Source organism: Bacillus sp. UNC438CL73TsuS30 (assembly GCF_000482325.1).
In the GTDB taxonomy this organism is placed as follows: Bacteria; Bacillota; Bacilli; order Bacillales; family Cytobacillaceae; genus Neobacillus.
In genome coordinates this window covers 1,265,386-1,281,754 of the sequence record NZ_KI535295.1, presented here as the reverse complement: position 1 = coordinate 1,281,754, position 16,369 = coordinate 1,265,386, and the positions used below count along the sequence as shown (strand labels likewise).

Here is a 16,369-nt window from a genome sequence, read left to right as displayed (position 1 = left end):
AATTAAAGTAGGAAGAGTAAATAAAAAAATGCCTTGCCATATTGAAGCAAAGCATCCGTTATAAAATAATTAACACTCTAAATATTGATCACTTAGACTTGGATTTAAATACCTCGCCATTCCAGTTTTCAGCTTTTTAAATCCATGTTTTCGATAAAATCCTTCGTTACCTTCTGTAGATATTAAATGTACACAAGAAACATGATTTAGCTGATCAAGTAAAAACTCCATAATTTTTTTAGCTATTCCTAGTCTTTGAAAATCTCGATGAACAACTACATCATAAATTGCAGCATTAAAAACCCCATCTGTCATCCCTCTACCCATTCCAATAATTCTTCCATTTACTTTCACTAAAGCTATGACATTACTTGCTTCGAAAACTTGTTTAATAATCTCATTTGAATGCTTCGTCCACCCGACAGAGACATAAACTTCCTTCATTTCATCGAGATTTGCATTGGAAAAATCACTATGAATTTCTATATCCATATATACCACCCCATAACTGCACGTATTTCTACCATTTTCATTATATATTTTAGAACGAACCGGGCTACAAATATTAAAGTTGGGACCATTATGATAGATAAGAAAATCCTCAGTTTCATTTCATCTAGATAAAAATAGGTATTACTCTTATTGAAGTAATACCCCTTTACCTAATGTTGTTTTTTTATTAATTTTCTTAAACATTCGCTATTGAAGATTTAGTTGCCACGAAACTCCGAAGCGGTCATTTACCCACCCAAACTTTTTACTGAAACCATAATTGTTTAAAGGCATAAGTGTTTGCCCACCTTCACCCAGTTTCTCATAAAGATTAACAAGTTCCTCATCTGTATTACAAGTAACAAATAGTGAAAAAGAAGGTGTAAAAGAGAACTGATGTTTCACAAAACTATCAATACACATAATTTCTTGCCCTTTCAAGGTAAAAGTAGCCTGCATTACGGTGCCTTCTGGTCCAGCTTCATTAGCTCCATATCTAGAAATGCTTATAATTTGAGAATCCTCAATGATGGAAGTATAAAAATTCATTGCTTCTTCCGCGTTGCCTTCTTGAAACATTAAAAACGGTGTTACCTTTTCCATTTTTATCCCCCTCCAAAATATATGTACGATCACAAATAGAAAAAAGCTCCCACAAAACTATTTTATCATTCTCCAATATGATGCAGTGCATCAGTAATGTAAGACAATGGTCCTTCAATTCTTTGGAGATTTGATGCCTCCTTCGAGGAGTTCCAAGGAAGAATTGATAAACTAATCGCTATTATAACAAAACTTGCAACCTTTATGTATTCAAGTCCTTCCTTTTTCATAATTTTCCCCCCTCTTAATATTTTTTCTCTATAAAATTTAGAGCAATAATGAACAATATACTAAAACATACTTCTTACTCATTAATTTCGTAAATTAATGTATCAAATAATTTTCCATCCGTATAAAGCAATATTGCCCATTCTCCTGCCTCTGGAATGTTTACACTTGAAGGTACGTGTGCATCTGCTCCATTATTCTTTCCACCAAGATCGATTGTCCAACCTGTTGTTAAAATTTGATGCACAGTTCTCGTTTCTCTGTGAAACCCAATGACGGTTAGTTTAGTTCCTATGGGATTATCATTTGCCCAAAGATGCCACATCCATTTCTGGTTAATGTTTATGCTTGGCATATCGGCACCAATAACCCCTGATTTATTTTTATTCCCGATAATATTGCCATTAAAAGTACCGGCTTTTTTATCCCAATCAATGTTTTCAAAATCATTCCCACTAACAAAATCTGGAATATCCTCAGGTAAAGTTAACTTACTATCTACCGTTTTATTTTTAGAGCAACCTCCAAGCAAAAAAAGGATACACAAGAATATCAAAACCATAGATTTTCGTTGCAAAAATAACCCCCCCTTAAACAAATTAAGGTTTCCCTATAATTCCAATAATACCAATTTTTATAACAAGTGTTCAATTAACCTGCACTCTGAGAGCAACTATTAGGAATCACACTAGTTTTTTATGAAGAAAAATAAAATATCCCACAAATATGTGGGATTAGTTTTTACCAACTATACGCACCAGGACATTCCTTCGGCTTCTGCTCGCATCATCCTTGCCATCAGACTAACATCCGATGTTCTATAATTTGCTCTTGGCATCCTATTCACCCCCGATTTAAATGTATGATAAAAAGCCTCTATTATGTTATCGGGTTCTATTTTGAAGTTCAAAAAATTTCTAAACAGTTATTTAAATTGATTTACCATCTATCCGAACGGAATCTTTCCCTTTAATCTGCTTTAATGTCGCTACGATAAGAAAGCTAACAATCACTAATAAAAGCCATGAACTCACCTTTCCTAGATGAACCATACTCCATGCGCCAACTTGGTTTGGATATTGCCACGCTCCAAAAAACGTTGCGATATTTTCGGCTATCCATATAAAAAAACCGATGAGTACAAAAGACAGTGCAAGTGGCATACGGTAACGAGTCCCATCCACCTCATATGTGACCCAAGATTGCCAAAAGACAATCATTACAAGACCAGATAACCACCAGCGAATATCCATCCAGTAATGGTGAGTGAAAAAATTCAAATAAATGGCTGCTGCAAGAGGTACAACCACCAAAAACGGCGGCCACTTAACCAGTTCAACCTTTAATCTCCTCCATGCCTGGCAAAGATAACTCGCTACACTTGCATACATGAATCCGCTATACAAAGGCACTCCAAAAATTTTGAAATATCCTTCCTCTGGATAGGACCAGGAGCCCATATGTACCTTAAAAAGCTCAAGACCAAGGCCAATCAGATGGAACAATGTGATCACCTTTAGTTCATCCCATGTTTCAAGGCCCGAACGCACCATCGCCCACTGCATCAGTAGACAGATGATAAGAAGCCAATCATACCTTTGCAGAAAGGGAAGTGGCATAATTTTTGTAATAGCAAACGACGCAAAAATCACGACAGGAAACAAACAGGATAGTGCTTGCTCCCAACCAAAACGTACAAGTTGTTTTAGTGCTCTCATGATTAGGGCCTTCAAAGGTTTTTTCCGAGAAACATTTTGAATGGTTATATTCATGATGAACTCCCCTTAATCTTTTTAATGTTAAATATCCCCATTTTATTATTCTTGGGTGTCTCCATCACTTCGATATTCTAAAAGATCTCCTGGTTGACAATCTAAAGCCTTACAAATTGCCTCTAAAGTTGATAATCGAATCGCCTTTGCCTTTCCATTTTTCAATATAGAAAGATTCGCCATCGTTATTCCAACCCTCTCTGAAAGCTCCGTTACACTCATTTTCCTTTTAGCCAGCATCACATCAATATTAATTATTATCGCCATTGTTTTCACCTCAGACCGTTAAATCATTTTCTGATTTTATATCAATCGCCTCTTGTAAAAGCCTTTGGAGAACCGCCGCAAAAACTGCTATCACCATGGAAGCAAAAGGAACAACCAATCCGACAAAAATGACACCCGGGGCGTCGTCCTTCTCCGCAAAAAGATAAAAAAGCGGCACGACTAGCACGTGCAAGGTACTGATTGCAATGGCGTAGTATTTGATTTTCTTTAATGCTTCTACAGAAATTTGCGAGAACGCTTTATTTTTATCAATATAATGTAAAAGTTTGAAAGCCTGATACAAGGCAAAGTAAAAAGGAATCGCTGATGCGTAAAAAACGAGGAAAACGAGATATTTTATAAAAGCAAACTCTGGAAGCAATTTTGCTGCAAGATTCCCTAAGTCAGGCACCAAAAAGATGCACAAAGCAAGAACGGGGATCCCAATAAGAATAACCGTTATCTTTAAAAATAATGTTGTTCCTTTTTTCATAAAAGCACACCTCACTGATTTATGGTTATTTTGAACTTAACACATCGTTTATCGATTTACAATAAATTTTTATCACCTTTAATGATGTTTTTATTGTAAATTGAATTTTTCATTATAAATAAAGGGTTACGTTTTGAGGTGCTTTTCTTAAAATACTACCTACTAAAGAACATTCGTATTGGCATCGTTATTGGTATATAAAAAAGTTAAACTCGCCTTAATAAAGATACAAAAACCTTACCGTAATGCATCCGATTGAGGTTCTCTTGGATTCTTGGGTAAAACTCACTACTTTTTAAAAGAAGTCTTGTCCTTAATCTAGTAAGCAGAAAAAGAAAATAAGCGGAGATTTTTCGGTTAAATGTAGAATGGAGCTCATTTCGGGGTAAATAAAGGAAGGTTTTCCGATTATGCAAAAAAAATCCCCCATTTTCACGTTTTTCGAGTCAATAGAAGAAAAATCTTCCTCTATTTAAAGCTTTTTTTATCAATATTTCTAATTAAGCGAAATTGTTCCGTTTATTTTCTGATCGGGTGCTTAACCTAATCCCCTAATCTATAAACGGTGCTGCAAATGACAGAAGTTTGACCTTATTTTTCCAATTGTACATTACTTATTGTCCATCATAATAATGATATCAATTGCTATGTCAAAGGTAGAAACCTTGATAAATAAAGAAAATGACGTATGCCAATTCATACGTCAATTCTTGTGCCTTTTAATAAGAATGCACTCCTTAACGGAAGCCTGGAGGATGAAATAATGCTGAATCGTTTGCACGATAACGTTTATCCATGGAGACAAAATAAATCATATACCTATTTTCATACGCATGCACCCTAACAGACGTATGCTTTTTTGATTTCCCAGGTAGTTCACTCCAATAAGTGGGTAGGATTACAGGAACATGTGTATTTTGTTTCAGGTTCTTTGCAACAGGTCGTAAAAAGGACACGACTTCCTGTGGCTTCACCCATGCAGTAAGAAACAATAGACTAATAAGGGATAGCAGTGCCAGTTTTTTCAATAGTTTCCCTCTTTCAAAACATGTTTATATTATTATTCGCTTTAACGAAACGAACTATATTGGAATTATTTTAATAAAAAGTCTTTAAATTAATTTTTGCCATCCAATATCGGCCATTCCTTCATTTGCTCGAACCAATCTCTCTTAAATAAATGGACGCCACAATATATTTGACAGTAGAATAACTATAGAAAAGAATGAATTATTCATATTCTGAGAAAGGATGAGACCATGGGAGAAACAGTCCTTGAAAATATCGTTGTTGCCTTTTCATCCGGAAAAGACTCCGTTTTCTTAGTCAACCAATTGTTAAAGGATCAGAGGTATAAAATTATATCGTTAGTGACCACCTGTACGGATAACGGAAACGTCACAAGTCACCACATTGATGAACAGCTAGTAGAAAAACAAGCGGAAGCCATCGGATTGCCTCTATATAAAATAAAAATGAGCGAATTTACCACAGAGAAGTTTGAAGATGGTTTAATCAGCACCATGGTTTATTTCAGAGCACATTTCGGAGTCACGAAAATTGCATATGGGGACTTATTTTTGGAAGAGGTCAAGACCTATAAAGAAAAATTACTTGCCAAACACGGATTTGAATTGTTGCTGCCATTATGGGGACAGGATACGAAAACATTAGCTCAGCAAATGGTGGAAGAAGGATGGAAAGCTGCCGTCATATCCATAGATTCAACGAAATTGTCTTCCGGCTTTTTAGGGAAAACCTTAACGAAAGAATGGCTCGAAGCATTGCCCTCCGATGTAGACCCATGTGGAGAGTACGGTGAGTACCATACCTTTGTATATCATGGACCTATCTTTAAATATCCTATTCCTATAGAAATTGACAATAAATTTATAAACGCAATAGATCGTTGGAAGTTTGTTGGAATAAAATTAAAAAGTAATGATTTGTATAAAAACAAGATTTTAGCGATCATAAATCAGAATGAGTAATTGTTTACAAAAATACAACTTTTTATTTCACTAAGCTGCCCCCTTAGAAAATAAAAAACGGGGCAGCCGCAGCCACTCCATCTATACTATAAGATACCGTTGCTTTAGGTATAATCGTTAACAAAACTAACTCTGAAATATAAAAAGAGGTACAACAACTACCTCCATCGTTAAATTCTAATTTACTTAGTCTATGCTTGTGTCATCTAGGCGTATTTCCGATACCTTTCCGCTTTCTACTACCCAGAATTCAATCGTTGCACCTAGTTTATGGTCTACGTATCCGACAATATCCACACCTTGTTCTGTCCTTTTATAATATTTTGGACCATACGAAGCGATAACATCTTGTTTCTTGCTACCAATTTCGATTCCTTTTGCTGTTTTAAGACTATTTTTCGCTTTTATTCCTTCTTCAACTTCCCCAATTATTAAACGAACAATATCCCCTTTTTCTTTTCCATTGATGATAGATGCCGTTTCTAATCCACCTTCCCAATGGTAATAATCGTATAAATCGTTATCCTCCCTACTAAGAGGTGTTCCATAATTCTTTACAAAAGATAGCTGATGAATATTATCATGTAGCCGTACCTTTCCAAAAGATTCATTTGTAAGATTAGTTGAATCAATTTTTTTAAAATAATAGCTTCGTCCCTCTGTATAAAGAGAAATTATTCGATAGCCGACAAACACTATTAAAATAATTAAAGCTGGTAATATAATATATTTTATTCGCATTTTTACTCCTAATTTTATCAATGTATCATTGAAATTTTAAAATAGGTGAAGAATTCTTTGAAAGACCGTTCTTGCAAATCAGATAGAATTGATGAGTTTTTCACTATTTACTTATTAAATGAAATATTCTTAGAAAAAGGAAAAAGCAACGCTGCTTTCTTAAATAAATATCCCGATTGGTTCAAAATAAACACAACCTTTCAACTGAAGTCATCTAACTTCAACTTTCAAACAAATCTTTTCTCAACAGGACTATCCGATATGATCTTAACACAATTTTCCATTCATTTGGGTAAAAAGGTGAATTTTATTAAACCAACTGTCCCGATACATCAATCCAAGTACCCATAAAAATACATGAATTAATAATACATACAATTCCTACAATAATAAATCGGTAATATTCTTCAAATCGGTGCTAATAATAAGATGGTTAAATAATAAATTCAGGAGGATTTGTATGCAACAGGATCAACAAGCTAAAGAGAATTTAGGGTCTATTATGAAACCAGAATTTGCTGGAACGGATGCACAAAAAGTCAAACAGGAAATTCAAAAAGATGTAAGCGAAGGAGAAGGTTCAATGACTTCCCGTGAGGCAGGCGCAATGCGTGATTAAAAATCAACTTTGTTGCTTTATTTAAAATCTTAAAACTCTAAATAAAATTAAATTCTTATTTAATGTCGGCATGATAAAGCAAAAATAAAAAGGGATAGGTGAGCAGGAAACATAGGCTCTACCTATCCTTTTTTACTGCAAATGATCCCATTTACATTGCTTGATCTTTTTTAGATCGTTTTTCCCTATCTTCATAAAAGCTCCAATTTCATGGAAAAAATAGCCGTCAAATGGACAGCTAACTCTTTTGTTTCTTTATAAAGTGAACCTGATTCCAGTTAGTAGACTGAAAAGAGCAATGATTAAAGCGATACGAATGACCATTCTTACTCTGCGGCCTCTTACTCTAGTGTTCAGAATAATACTATCACTGCCAACATACTCTAAAGTCCCTGTATATGTTCCGTTATTGGTGACCACTTCTACTTCTTGACCAACAAGTTGAGAAGCAAAACGGTTAAATTCCTTACTACTCATCTTCCTATCATCTCCTTTCTAATTCTATTAAATGATTTCCCTTATTAATTGATTGGATGTTTATAGCACAATATAAAAATATTTTTGAGCAAATAAAAAATGACTGCAACATTGCGGTCATTTTTATTATCTAATCAGATGGTTTATTTCTCCAGTTTAGCCCATTCTGATCGTACGAAGATGAAACATGGAAATGCGAACAATTTCATCATTAAAAATCAAAGTAATCATGTCATCACTAATATCAAATAAAATTCCTTCTATTTTTTCTGGGCCATCATGGTTTATTTTGATCCACTGGAGTTTTAGATTTTCTAACAAACTTAGTAAATTATTAGCTTTTTTATACTCAAAATCTTCAGGAAATACATTCTTGAATCCCTTCGTATTCTCCGTCACACTTTTTATATGCTGGGTATTATAGTAAACGACCCCATCCTCTTCAGTGAGTAGGATAAAATAATCATTATAAACATCTAATAACTTTCCAACCTTAGATTCGCGACCACCTCGATCAATATTGATTACTTTCCCTACAAAAGACTTCAACAAGTCTAGAAACATAAATGATTCCCCTTTTCAATTAAACAAGCATATTTCTTTTTTATTTATATGAAATATGTAGGGGGGCTGTACTAATAAAAAAGCCTCTTTTGTAGCGGAAGGGTTGTTGTTTTAAGTATTTATTCCTATTTTTGTTGAACTATCGAACAACAGTAAGACCAGATCAATTGAATCCTTTAGTTGACTTACCAATATCCATTGATAATATTATCAATCTTGTGGATGCTGTGATTGTCACACATCTGCATTTAGATCACTGGGATGATACAGCGAAAAAGGTGTTACCAAAAGGTATAAAGATGTTTGTACAAAATGAGAAAGATGCTACAGAAGTTAGAAACGCTGGTTTTATAGATGTAGAAGTTTTACAGGAAGATACAGTTTTTGAAGATATCCAATTAATTAAAACAAAAGGCGAGCACGGAAGAGGAGAAAAGTTATTAAAACGTGCCGGTCTAGTGTGTGGTGTAGTCTTCAAACACTCAACAGAAAAAACGCTATATGTGGCTGGAGATACAGTTTGGTATGAAGCAATCCAGGAAGTAATCGATACGCACAAACCAGAAATCATTATTGTAAATGGTGGAGATAATCAAATATTAGAACTTGGTTCTCTGGTAATGGGGAAAGAAGACATCCTTGAAGTGTATAAGGCTGCTCCTAACGCCAAAATCATTTCTGTTCATATGGAAGCTGTCAACCATTGGACATTATCAAGAGATGATTTGAAGAGCTTTATAAATAAAAAAGGAATCTCTTCTCATATTTTAGTGCCTGATGATGGTGAATCTTTCACATTTTAACTTTTAAAAAAAACAGTTTGCCAATGTGGTGGTTTAATTTCTTATTTACTTTATAGACCTATAAGGTGCCATGATGATGCTGTTGATCATCATGGGCTTTTATCTTGTTAAGTGACAAGAATTGAATTTATTTACCCTTAAGTAACGGCACAATTTTCGATTCTAATATTATAGGAAAGAGGAAGTACTACCTTATCATTTCCGCATGACGATAATAATTTTGTGGTTTCAATCCTCCATTACTTCTCTTTCTTTGATCTTATCCAAATACCAATAGCACAAGCAATTACCACTGTAATAGTTCCTAAATAAAATTGTACCTTCAGATAATTTGGGATGTATTCCATCAGACAAAAAATCCCCCTTCAAAGGAGTCATATCTCTTATAAAAGGATGCATTTTTTAAAAGCGTGGTGTTTTTAGGAAACATCAATTTGTTTTTCGTCGTAATAGTTTATTTTTGTTTTTAAATAATACTCCATCTCATTCATTAAATGGAAAACAGATGCCCTAGTTTCAAATTCTATGCGGGATTTTGGCAACTCAAGCTCGTTCATTTTTTGGTGCTGACTTTCCAGTTTTTGAAGATGTTTGTAAGCTGTGTTTGCACTCTTCACATCGGCGCTGATATCGTAAAGAAATTCGGAGAAAACATGACGTTGGACGACATCTTCATCGAGCGACGATACAATGGGCAGCATGCGACTTAAAATAACAAACTGTTTCTCCCTCATATCGAAATAATAAAAATATCCCTTTTTATCAGAAAGCAATTGGTTTTCGTCATACTGGATAGCTAACCTTTTACCTTCATTAAGATTTTCTTCCAATTCTAAAAGTTCTTTTCCGTCCCACCCTTGATCCCCTTTTTCCAAATAGGCTCCATATTCAAATAATATTTTTTTGAACTTCTCTTCTATGGCTGATTGGGTTGCCTTAAGGTTTTTTTCTACGTTTGGCATGTAACTGTTTAACAGAATCGCAACCCCTACACCAATGATGACGATTTGGAGTTCATTTAAAGCGATGGGAAGAGTGAATTTCTCAAGCGTGAAGATGTGAAGAACAATCACTACGCTATTCACAAACCCTTTTTGCAGTCGAAGTCGAACTAACAAGGGAATCAGAATCAAAATGAATAACGAAAATACAAGAGGATTAAATCCCAGCATTCGAAACACAAGACCACTCAAAACCAAAGAAAGTGTACAGGCAGCAAATCGTTCTAGTGAAGATCGGATGGACTGCTTTTTTGTCTTTTCTATGCAAAGGATGCAGATAATGGCGGCGAAACTAGCAAACTGAAGCTGAAGCAATTCGGCAATCCAGATGGAAACCCCCGCACCCAACGCTGTTTTGATTGTCCTTAAACCAATTTTCATAAAAACACCCCAGTTATTTCTATTCATGCTAGTTTACCATGTTTAGCATGGATTTTTGGGTTATTTGTTTGTAAAATTTTTGGCATCGCTTTCTTTGATGGTCAAGGGAGTGGAGTTATGGAATATGCAATTACAGGAAATACTCGTGGATGAACGTTGACTATTCTCGGATAGGCAATAAATACTCTTAAAAATGGATTTTCCTCTGCTCTAATTCTTCATCCAGGTAAGTACCCTTACAATTTGAACTGGTTGGCTCCAAACAATAATAGAACTTAAGAAAAATAACGCAGCAACTGATAAAAACTTTGCATTTCCTTTTTCACTTTTAAATAGGGCTCCGAAACAAAATAACGAGCCAACAATTAGTAATCCAAATCCTGATGCCATAAGCGGCTCAAAAAATTTTGGAAACAAATACGAAGACCCCAAAATCAAAACACCAAATACTGCAAATACGAAAGACCAAAAACTAAAACTTTTCATTAAGACACCCCCATTTAACTTATTTTACCAAAAACCCTTAAGAGTTGAGAAGAAATTGGATAAAATTTGAGCTTAAACAGTTCGATGAACCTACATCATGAACTAATTCTTCATTCTACAATATGAAAAGACCTTACTCGGTACCGAATAAGGTCTTACAAGGAATTACGCTTTAAATGGATGAAAGTTTGTGGTGAAAAAGTGTTATCACATCTAGAGTGTCTCTGATTCTAGTTTAAATCCTTCCACCATCACTTCTTCATCGACCTCTAACAAGAGGCACCGTTTTCCCTCGAATGTGATATATTTTACATATTTCAAGTCTTTTGGGTTAATCGTAACGTCTGCTAGTTTTGTATTGATTTTAATTGTTTTTGGTACTAAATTGCTTGCTTTGAATTCATATTTTTCATCATCTATGATCGCTTTGAAGGCATGTTCCACTTTAGCTGGCTCTACATTTTCGACCCCGCTGACCGTTAAGATTCTTTCAATGTCCCGAGTATCCAATGTTGGGATTTCACTTTCTTCCTTTTCTGCATTCTCTTGGATCATCTTATCGATTTCTTCATAAACATTGGAAATGACCCGAGGTTCAACTTCGTCACCCATCACTTCTTTTAAGATAAAATCGAAGCAATCCTTATCATCCTGAGCAGTCATGATCTCTTCACTATTTAGAACCTCTTCAATAAATCTCAAATCCGGCTCATTGGCTTTTCCGGCACAATAAAGAATATGGTTTACATCTGAAGCATTATCATTAAACGTTGGGAACAGAAAACCTGACATAGGAGATTCTAAATTAATTATAGGATCCACCACATGAAAGGACTTATATTCTTTTTCGATATAGTCAAACATCAAGGCTTTTTTCGGATGATCGGTTTTATTAAGGCTGCAAAGGATAAATTCATTGGAATAAACCGCATCATCCCCACCTTCTTCTGATTCAGGATTCCGCTTCTTGGTAGGCTTTCGGTATTCTCCCCGGATAAATGTTACCACCATATCAAAGTCATAAGTACCTTGGGCCAGCATTTTCCCAACGATTTCCACCATGTTATCTTGCCAATCTTCTGAGTCTGCTTGTAAACCTTCGAAAAGGATTGATTGTGTACTATATTCCACATCCCGCTGGAATTTTAATTCAAACAATTTAGCATCAAGATTACCTGTTAAAACCTTTTTAAAGTTGGCTAAAAACAATTCTTGTGCTTCCTGTTCCAACATTTGAAACGGTTGACAAACTTGATGGTAAATCTCGCCCGATTCTTTCTGAACATACACATTGAAGATTTCACGGATGTTCATACGATAATTATCTAATTTAAATTGCTTTCGGATATTCGCGATGTCTTTTTTATTCATATATCTCATCTCCCATTCCTGATTATACTGTTCCAACAAGAAAATAGTAATACTTGATATTATTTCAATTCTAATAGCAAATAAGCAGTAAGTTGGGATTATCCCATTTTAATATTGAATAAATCTTCACTCACTTTTAATGATTTTTAACGTGTTACGAAAAAATAATTCAAATTTAGGTCAATAAAAAAAGCCGCCATTGGCAGCTAGATACATAAAAGCCTTGGATTCTTATTTAATTTGCCCATTGCTTCAAAACTTGTTCTTTTGCTATACGATGAACTTCTTCTTCTGTTTGGTTTTTATCCGCAATTACATTTGTTTGATAAACCTTACCATTATGTGTTACATAAATTGTATACTTGTACATGTTTTCGACCCCTTTATATCATTCTAGTAATTTGCTCACTAATTTCATTTAGTTTTTTAACTTTTTTTTATTTTACAAATAAAATGAAAGTGATGAAAGCTAAAAAAAAGGTCAAGATTTGACAAACTCTCAACTTAACAAGAATGAATATACTCACTAATATTGGTTAATGACTCACAAAGCCAATAAAATCAACGAACTTTTTATGATATTAATTGGCTTATGTTTAACTGGATCATTACTAAAAATGCTGAAACTTGTCGAAATAAAATTGCAGTGTCCTTAAACCTTTGTCTAAATAGGGTCAACTTTTGTATACTTTAAACTAGAATAGCTATTGGTATTTCAAATGTCCGTTTGGTGAATTTCCCCATTCCCCAAAACCAAGGAGTGATGATGTGATCAATCGTGTTAAAGAAAAATTGGAAACTGCCCTTGAAGATTGGGAGTTGATGAAAAAAGCGACCGAGGATGAAAGTGAAGAATGTGCCGAACGGTTCGAGAGGCATTTTTATGAGTTTATTGATGAATTAAAGATCTGGTTTCAGCATTTAGATCAACCTCCATCAACGATCGAAGAGGCAGAAGATCTTATCGATATCAGGGAAATTATTAACCTCTTACCTGCCCCGCTAGAACTCAACTTTTTAACAGAACTTGAGCTAATTATTGAAGGGAAAGATCAAGTTCGCTATGATTAATTGACACTTAGGGCATGGGATTTATCTAACAGGTCCTCACCTAGTCCATTCAAAAAAGCCAATCAGTAAGATTGACTTTTTTTGATTTAGATTGAATTTTTCTATTATTTGGGAGAGAGTATCAGAAAAAGTTTTACGAATGATAACTGGTTTTTAAAGATCTTCTTTATCGTTTGACAAAGGCTAAATTTGCCATTATCATCAACTCAAACTTATTTACGGGAGCGGTAAAGATGAAAATCTATGTTGATGCAGATGCTTGTCCGGTGAAAGATATCATTATCTCTGAAGGTACCAATGCTAAAATTCCTGTTATCCTTGTTACTAGCTTTTCTCATTTCTCAAACGCGGAACAACCATTAGGAGTAGAAACCATTTATGTTGATTCTGGAGCAGATGCTGCGGATTATCGGATTATGAAGTTAGTTGAAAAAGGAGATCTAATCGTTACGCAAGACTATGGTCTAGCTTCGCTAGGTTTAGCAAAAGGGTGTACCGTACTTCATCATACTGGGTATACTTATACGAATGAAAACATTGAACAATTATTACAAACACGTTATTTGAGTGCCATGGCTCGAAAAAGCGGTAAGCGCACAAAGGGGCCAAAACCATTGACTGCTGAAGATAGGGAAAAATTTAAAGAGCTTTTTATAAGAGCGATTTTACGTTAAAAAGAACCATACATTTTAAGAAAAACTTGGAAAAATAAATTGTGACAAATATTTAACCTAACCTGCCCCCGTTAGCTGGAAAATTAAAAAGCGAACTCCTTTAAAGGAGTTCGCCACAAGTTGGATCATAAAAAATGGATTTATTCAGCATAAATGACTTAACTATTGCCCGTGGCTCATTCCACATCCGTCTTTTTTGTCCCTTTACTTGTATAAGGTTTTGCACTCTTTTTTTTGTTTGCACTTGCCTGCCAACGGTTCCAACCCTTCTTGTCTGTTCCTCTCCCGGTTCCGCCTTTTCCTTTAGCTTTACTCATAAGATCACCTCATTCTCATCTATTTTTCTATTCGTTCCAACAAAATACAAGTACTACTCCTTTAATTTAAAAATTCAGCTATCTTTTCACCAAACAAATGTGTTTCCAATACGCCGGCCAGATGTCCTTTTAAACTAGCAAATTCATATAGTTCCGCTTGTTTATCTTGCGTTTTCATGATTTCGATCATTTCTCGATTATAAACGGTAGGCTGCAATAAATCACTGGTACAGGATACCATTAATACCTTTGCGGTGATTTTCTCCAAAGCCGTTTCCAACGATTTCTGACCGTGTGCGATATCATGCATCATCGTTGCCCTGCACGTGTAATACCAATGACTGGCATCAACAAATGCCGAACCAGATTCAATCGCCTCTGCAACTTGTTTTTCATAAGAAGCTGGCACCATATAATCCTGATAAGGTCCTTGCTCACTACTATCTCTTGGATAGGTGGTTTCATAGAATTCCGGAGTAAATGCCCCGGTATTCATCATTTGAACAGCTAGATGAAGGCCTTCTAGCGGTTCCTTCCCGTCCTGATAAAAACCATCCTTCCAATTGGGATCAAGGGCAATGGCACGCATCCCCTGTTGGGTCACATTTAATGAGGTAAGAATTGGATTTTGCGGATTGGTGATTACGCCAATCATCCGTTCCACTTTTTCAGGGTAATTCACGGCCCAATGAAGCGAAATAAATCCACCGGCAGAAGCCCCCATCACGGCATATAGTTTGTTGATCCCTAATTGTTTTGTTATAAATTCATATTGAATACCTGCAATATCACGGTACGTGAAAGCCGGAAAATCAAGGCCCCATATTTTACCTGTCTTCGGGTTGATGGATCTTGGTCCTGTCGTAATCACATTGGGGTTTTTCACCTGGACATTGGCAAGGTTATCAGTGCTTATGACAAAAAATTTATTGGTATCTACTGCTTTTCCGGGGCCAATTAAATCATTCCAATATCCTGGATTCGGGTCCTCCGGTGTGTATTTTCCTGCGGCATGGCTTGTACCGCTAAAATAATGAGGAACTAAAATCACATTCGATTTATCCTCATTTAATTCCCCATAGGTTTCATATCCAAGTGTAACTGGAATACTTTTCCTATTTTCCAACGTATAGTTTTCAATTGTAAATTGTTGTTTCTTTACATGATTCATATCCATTATCCTTCGCCTCCAAGGTTATTCCCTTTTTCAGACCATAAGTACGAGCTCATCTTTAAATATATACGCTTTCCCCTTTAATCGGATAACACCCGATGCAAGAAAAAGTACCTGACCCCGGTGCTTTACGTAATTTCTATGTTTCTTGGTGTGGAGTAACCTTCCATTAAGTGCTACAATACTCTTGAAATGGTAAATTTACAATATACTAGGAGTACATACCAGTTTAACGATATGTTCAAAGAGGTGCTTAAATGAAAACTGCAGAAGCAGAAGTACGTGCAATCCTGATAGCGGATAACCCAGAAACGTTTGTTACACGAAGAATTCCTGAGGTAAATCTTGAATTTGGCGGAATCCGCGGGGATCGTCACTTTGGAGTTACTTTCCCCGCGGATTCGCGCCAGCCCATGTATCCTAGAGGTACAGAAATCCTCAATCGCCGTCAGATTACCATTTTGGCTGAAGAAGATTGCAGGCAGATTTCTGAACAATTAGGTATTGAGAAGGTACTGCCTGAATGGCTAGGGGCAAATCTATTGTTGAGTGGATTCCCTGAGCTGACAAGTCTCACGTTGGGTTCACGAATTCTCTTCCCTAATGGTACAGGCTTGATTTGTATGGGTCAAAACCTGCCATGCGTTTTTCCTGGCGAAATTATTCAACAACAATATGAGGATCGTCCGAAATTAGCAACAGATTTTGTTCGTGCGGCCTTTAAGCGAAGAGGTATTGTTTGTGCAGTAGAACGACCGGGTAAAATTCATCAAGGAGATCAGGTACAGATTCTAATTAATAACTTTTCAAATCCAATGCAATAAGAGGTTGTTATTCGACTTAT

22 protein-coding genes and 2 pseudogenes are annotated in these 16,369 nt (G+C 35.5%); 6 read left to right on the top strand and 18 right to left on the bottom strand.

Going from position 1 to position 16,369, the window contains the following annotated elements:
• Positions 1-69: 69 nt before the first annotated feature.
• The 9 genes and pseudogenes from M028_RS0120195 to M028_RS0120160 all read right to left on the bottom strand — a co-directional run bounded on the left by M028_RS0120195 (position 70) and on the right by M028_RS0120160 (position 4,883).
• Entirely contained in the window at positions 70-492 is a 423-nt protein-coding gene (locus M028_RS0120195) for a GNAT family N-acetyltransferase (protein WP_026575487.1), read from the bottom strand.
• A 207-nt stretch (positions 493-699) separates the two neighbouring features.
• Positions 700-1,095 carry a VOC family protein gene (locus M028_RS0120190; RefSeq protein ID WP_026575486.1) on the bottom strand — a complete coding sequence of 132 codons (396 nt, stop codon included), beginning with the start codon at positions 1,093-1,095 and terminating at the stop codon, positions 700-702.
• 65 nt (positions 1,096-1,160) lie between these two features.
• Positions 1,161-1,325 (bottom strand): hypothetical protein, encoded by a 165-nt coding sequence (locus M028_RS32935; protein ID WP_155925668.1) that lies wholly within the window; start codon positions 1,323-1,325, stop codon positions 1,161-1,163.
• A gap of 74 nt (positions 1,326-1,399) precedes the next feature.
• Positions 1,400-1,900, bottom strand: a complete 501-nt coding sequence (locus M028_RS0120180; protein ID WP_026575485.1) for a hypothetical protein — start codon at positions 1,898-1,900, stop codon at positions 1,400-1,402.
• A gap of 189 nt (positions 1,901-2,089) precedes the next feature.
• Positions 2,090-2,161 (bottom strand): annotated as a pseudogene (locus M028_RS33655) (cell wall hydrolase); the annotation flags it as partial.
• Positions 2,162-2,252: 91 nt separating this feature from the next.
• Positions 2,253-3,041 (bottom strand): DUF817 domain-containing protein, encoded by a 789-nt coding sequence (locus M028_RS0120175; protein WP_026575484.1) that lies wholly within the window; start codon positions 3,039-3,041, stop codon positions 2,253-2,255.
• A gap of 99 nt (positions 3,042-3,140) precedes the next feature.
• Complete coding sequence (locus M028_RS0120170; RefSeq protein ID WP_026575483.1) at positions 3,141-3,362, bottom strand: helix-turn-helix domain-containing protein; 222 nt, start codon at positions 3,360-3,362, stop codon at positions 3,141-3,143.
• Between the two features lie 10 nt (positions 3,363-3,372).
• The gene (locus M028_RS0120165; protein WP_026575482.1) at positions 3,373-3,855 is read right to left on the bottom strand and encodes a DUF2975 domain-containing protein; all 483 of its coding nucleotides are present in this window, start codon (positions 3,853-3,855) and stop codon (positions 3,373-3,375) included.
• A 737-nt stretch (positions 3,856-4,592) separates the two neighbouring features.
• On the bottom strand, positions 4,593-4,883 hold the full coding sequence (locus tag M028_RS0120160; RefSeq protein ID WP_026575481.1) for a hypothetical protein: 291 nt from the start codon (positions 4,881-4,883) through the stop codon (positions 4,593-4,595).
• A gap of 231 nt (positions 4,884-5,114) precedes the next feature.
• Here M028_RS0120160 and M028_RS30520 point away from each other — a divergent pair, with 231 nt between their 5' ends.
• The gene (locus M028_RS30520) at positions 5,115-5,846 is read left to right on the top strand and encodes a diphthine--ammonia ligase (RefSeq protein WP_051591118.1); all 732 of its coding nucleotides are present in this window, start codon (positions 5,115-5,117) and stop codon (positions 5,844-5,846) included.
• A gap of 186 nt (positions 5,847-6,032) precedes the next feature.
• Here M028_RS30520 and M028_RS0120150 read toward each other — a convergent pair whose 3' ends face one another.
• Positions 6,033-6,587 carry a hypothetical protein gene (locus M028_RS0120150; RefSeq protein ID WP_026575480.1) on the bottom strand — a complete coding sequence of 185 codons (555 nt, stop codon included), beginning with the start codon at positions 6,585-6,587 and terminating at the stop codon, positions 6,033-6,035.
• A 460-nt stretch (positions 6,588-7,047) separates the two neighbouring features.
• On the opposite strand from M028_RS0120150, the gene M028_RS33410 reads away from it, so the two are divergent.
• Positions 7,048-7,206: a hypothetical protein gene (locus M028_RS33410; protein ID WP_197031435.1), complete on the top strand. Its 159-nt coding sequence runs from the start codon at positions 7,048-7,050 to the stop codon at positions 7,204-7,206.
• Between the two features lie 255 nt (positions 7,207-7,461).
• Here M028_RS33410 and M028_RS0120135 read toward each other — a convergent pair whose 3' ends face one another.
• On the bottom strand, positions 7,462-7,683 hold the full coding sequence (locus M028_RS0120135; RefSeq protein WP_026575478.1) for a hypothetical protein: 222 nt from the start codon (positions 7,681-7,683) through the stop codon (positions 7,462-7,464).
• Between the two features lie 156 nt (positions 7,684-7,839).
• On the bottom strand, positions 7,840-8,247 hold the full coding sequence (locus M028_RS30515) for a hypothetical protein (protein WP_051591117.1): 408 nt from the start codon (positions 8,245-8,247) through the stop codon (positions 7,840-7,842).
• Between the two features lie 155 nt (positions 8,248-8,402).
• Between M028_RS30515 and M028_RS30510 the strand changes: the two are divergent.
• Positions 8,403-9,050: pseudogene (locus M028_RS30510) on the top strand (MBL fold metallo-hydrolase); the annotation flags it as partial.
• A gap of 419 nt (positions 9,051-9,469) precedes the next feature.
• Here the strand turns inward: M028_RS30510 and M028_RS0120115 are convergent.
• The 4 genes from M028_RS0120115 to M028_RS32925 form a co-directional block, all read right to left on the bottom strand.
• A complete protein-coding gene (locus M028_RS0120115) occupies positions 9,470-10,432 on the bottom strand; it encodes an aromatic acid exporter family protein (RefSeq protein WP_026575477.1) in 963 nt (320 codons plus the stop codon).
• Between the two features lie 210 nt (positions 10,433-10,642).
• Complete coding sequence (locus M028_RS0120110) at positions 10,643-10,918, bottom strand: hypothetical protein (RefSeq protein WP_026575476.1); 276 nt, start codon at positions 10,916-10,918, stop codon at positions 10,643-10,645.
• 213 nt (positions 10,919-11,131) lie between these two features.
• Positions 11,132-12,289 (bottom strand): DUF4317 domain-containing protein, encoded by a 1,158-nt coding sequence (locus M028_RS0120105; protein WP_026575475.1) that lies wholly within the window; start codon positions 12,287-12,289, stop codon positions 11,132-11,134.
• Between the two features lie 235 nt (positions 12,290-12,524).
• Positions 12,525-12,659: a BA3454 family stress response protein gene (locus M028_RS32925; RefSeq protein WP_133333306.1), complete on the bottom strand. Its 135-nt coding sequence runs from the start codon at positions 12,657-12,659 to the stop codon at positions 12,525-12,527.
• Positions 12,660-13,057: 398 nt separating this feature from the next.
• On the opposite strand from M028_RS32925, the gene M028_RS0120095 reads away from it, so the two are divergent.
• Entirely contained in the window at positions 13,058-13,360 is a 303-nt protein-coding gene (locus M028_RS0120095) for a hypothetical protein (RefSeq protein ID WP_026575474.1), read from the top strand.
• A gap of 233 nt (positions 13,361-13,593) precedes the next feature.
• Entirely contained in the window at positions 13,594-14,034 is a 441-nt protein-coding gene (locus tag M028_RS0120090; RefSeq protein WP_026575473.1) for a YaiI/YqxD family protein, read from the top strand.
• Between the two features lie 176 nt (positions 14,035-14,210).
• Here M028_RS0120090 and M028_RS32215 read toward each other — a convergent pair whose 3' ends face one another.
• Together M028_RS32215 and M028_RS0120080 are read right to left on the bottom strand one after the other, a co-directional pair.
• On the bottom strand, positions 14,211-14,351 hold the full coding sequence (locus tag M028_RS32215) for a DUF3934 domain-containing protein (protein ID WP_081810794.1): 141 nt from the start codon (positions 14,349-14,351) through the stop codon (positions 14,211-14,213).
• 61 nt (positions 14,352-14,412) lie between these two features.
• Positions 14,413-15,522 (bottom strand): alpha/beta fold hydrolase, encoded by a 1,110-nt coding sequence (locus M028_RS0120080; RefSeq protein WP_026575472.1) that lies wholly within the window; start codon positions 15,520-15,522, stop codon positions 14,413-14,415.
• Between the two features lie 260 nt (positions 15,523-15,782).
• Between M028_RS0120080 and M028_RS0120075 the strand changes: the two genes are divergently transcribed.
• Positions 15,783-16,349: an MOSC domain-containing protein gene (locus M028_RS0120075; RefSeq protein ID WP_026575471.1), complete on the top strand. Its 567-nt coding sequence runs from the start codon at positions 15,783-15,785 to the stop codon at positions 16,347-16,349.
• The last annotated feature ends 20 nt before the right edge of the window (positions 16,350-16,369 follow it).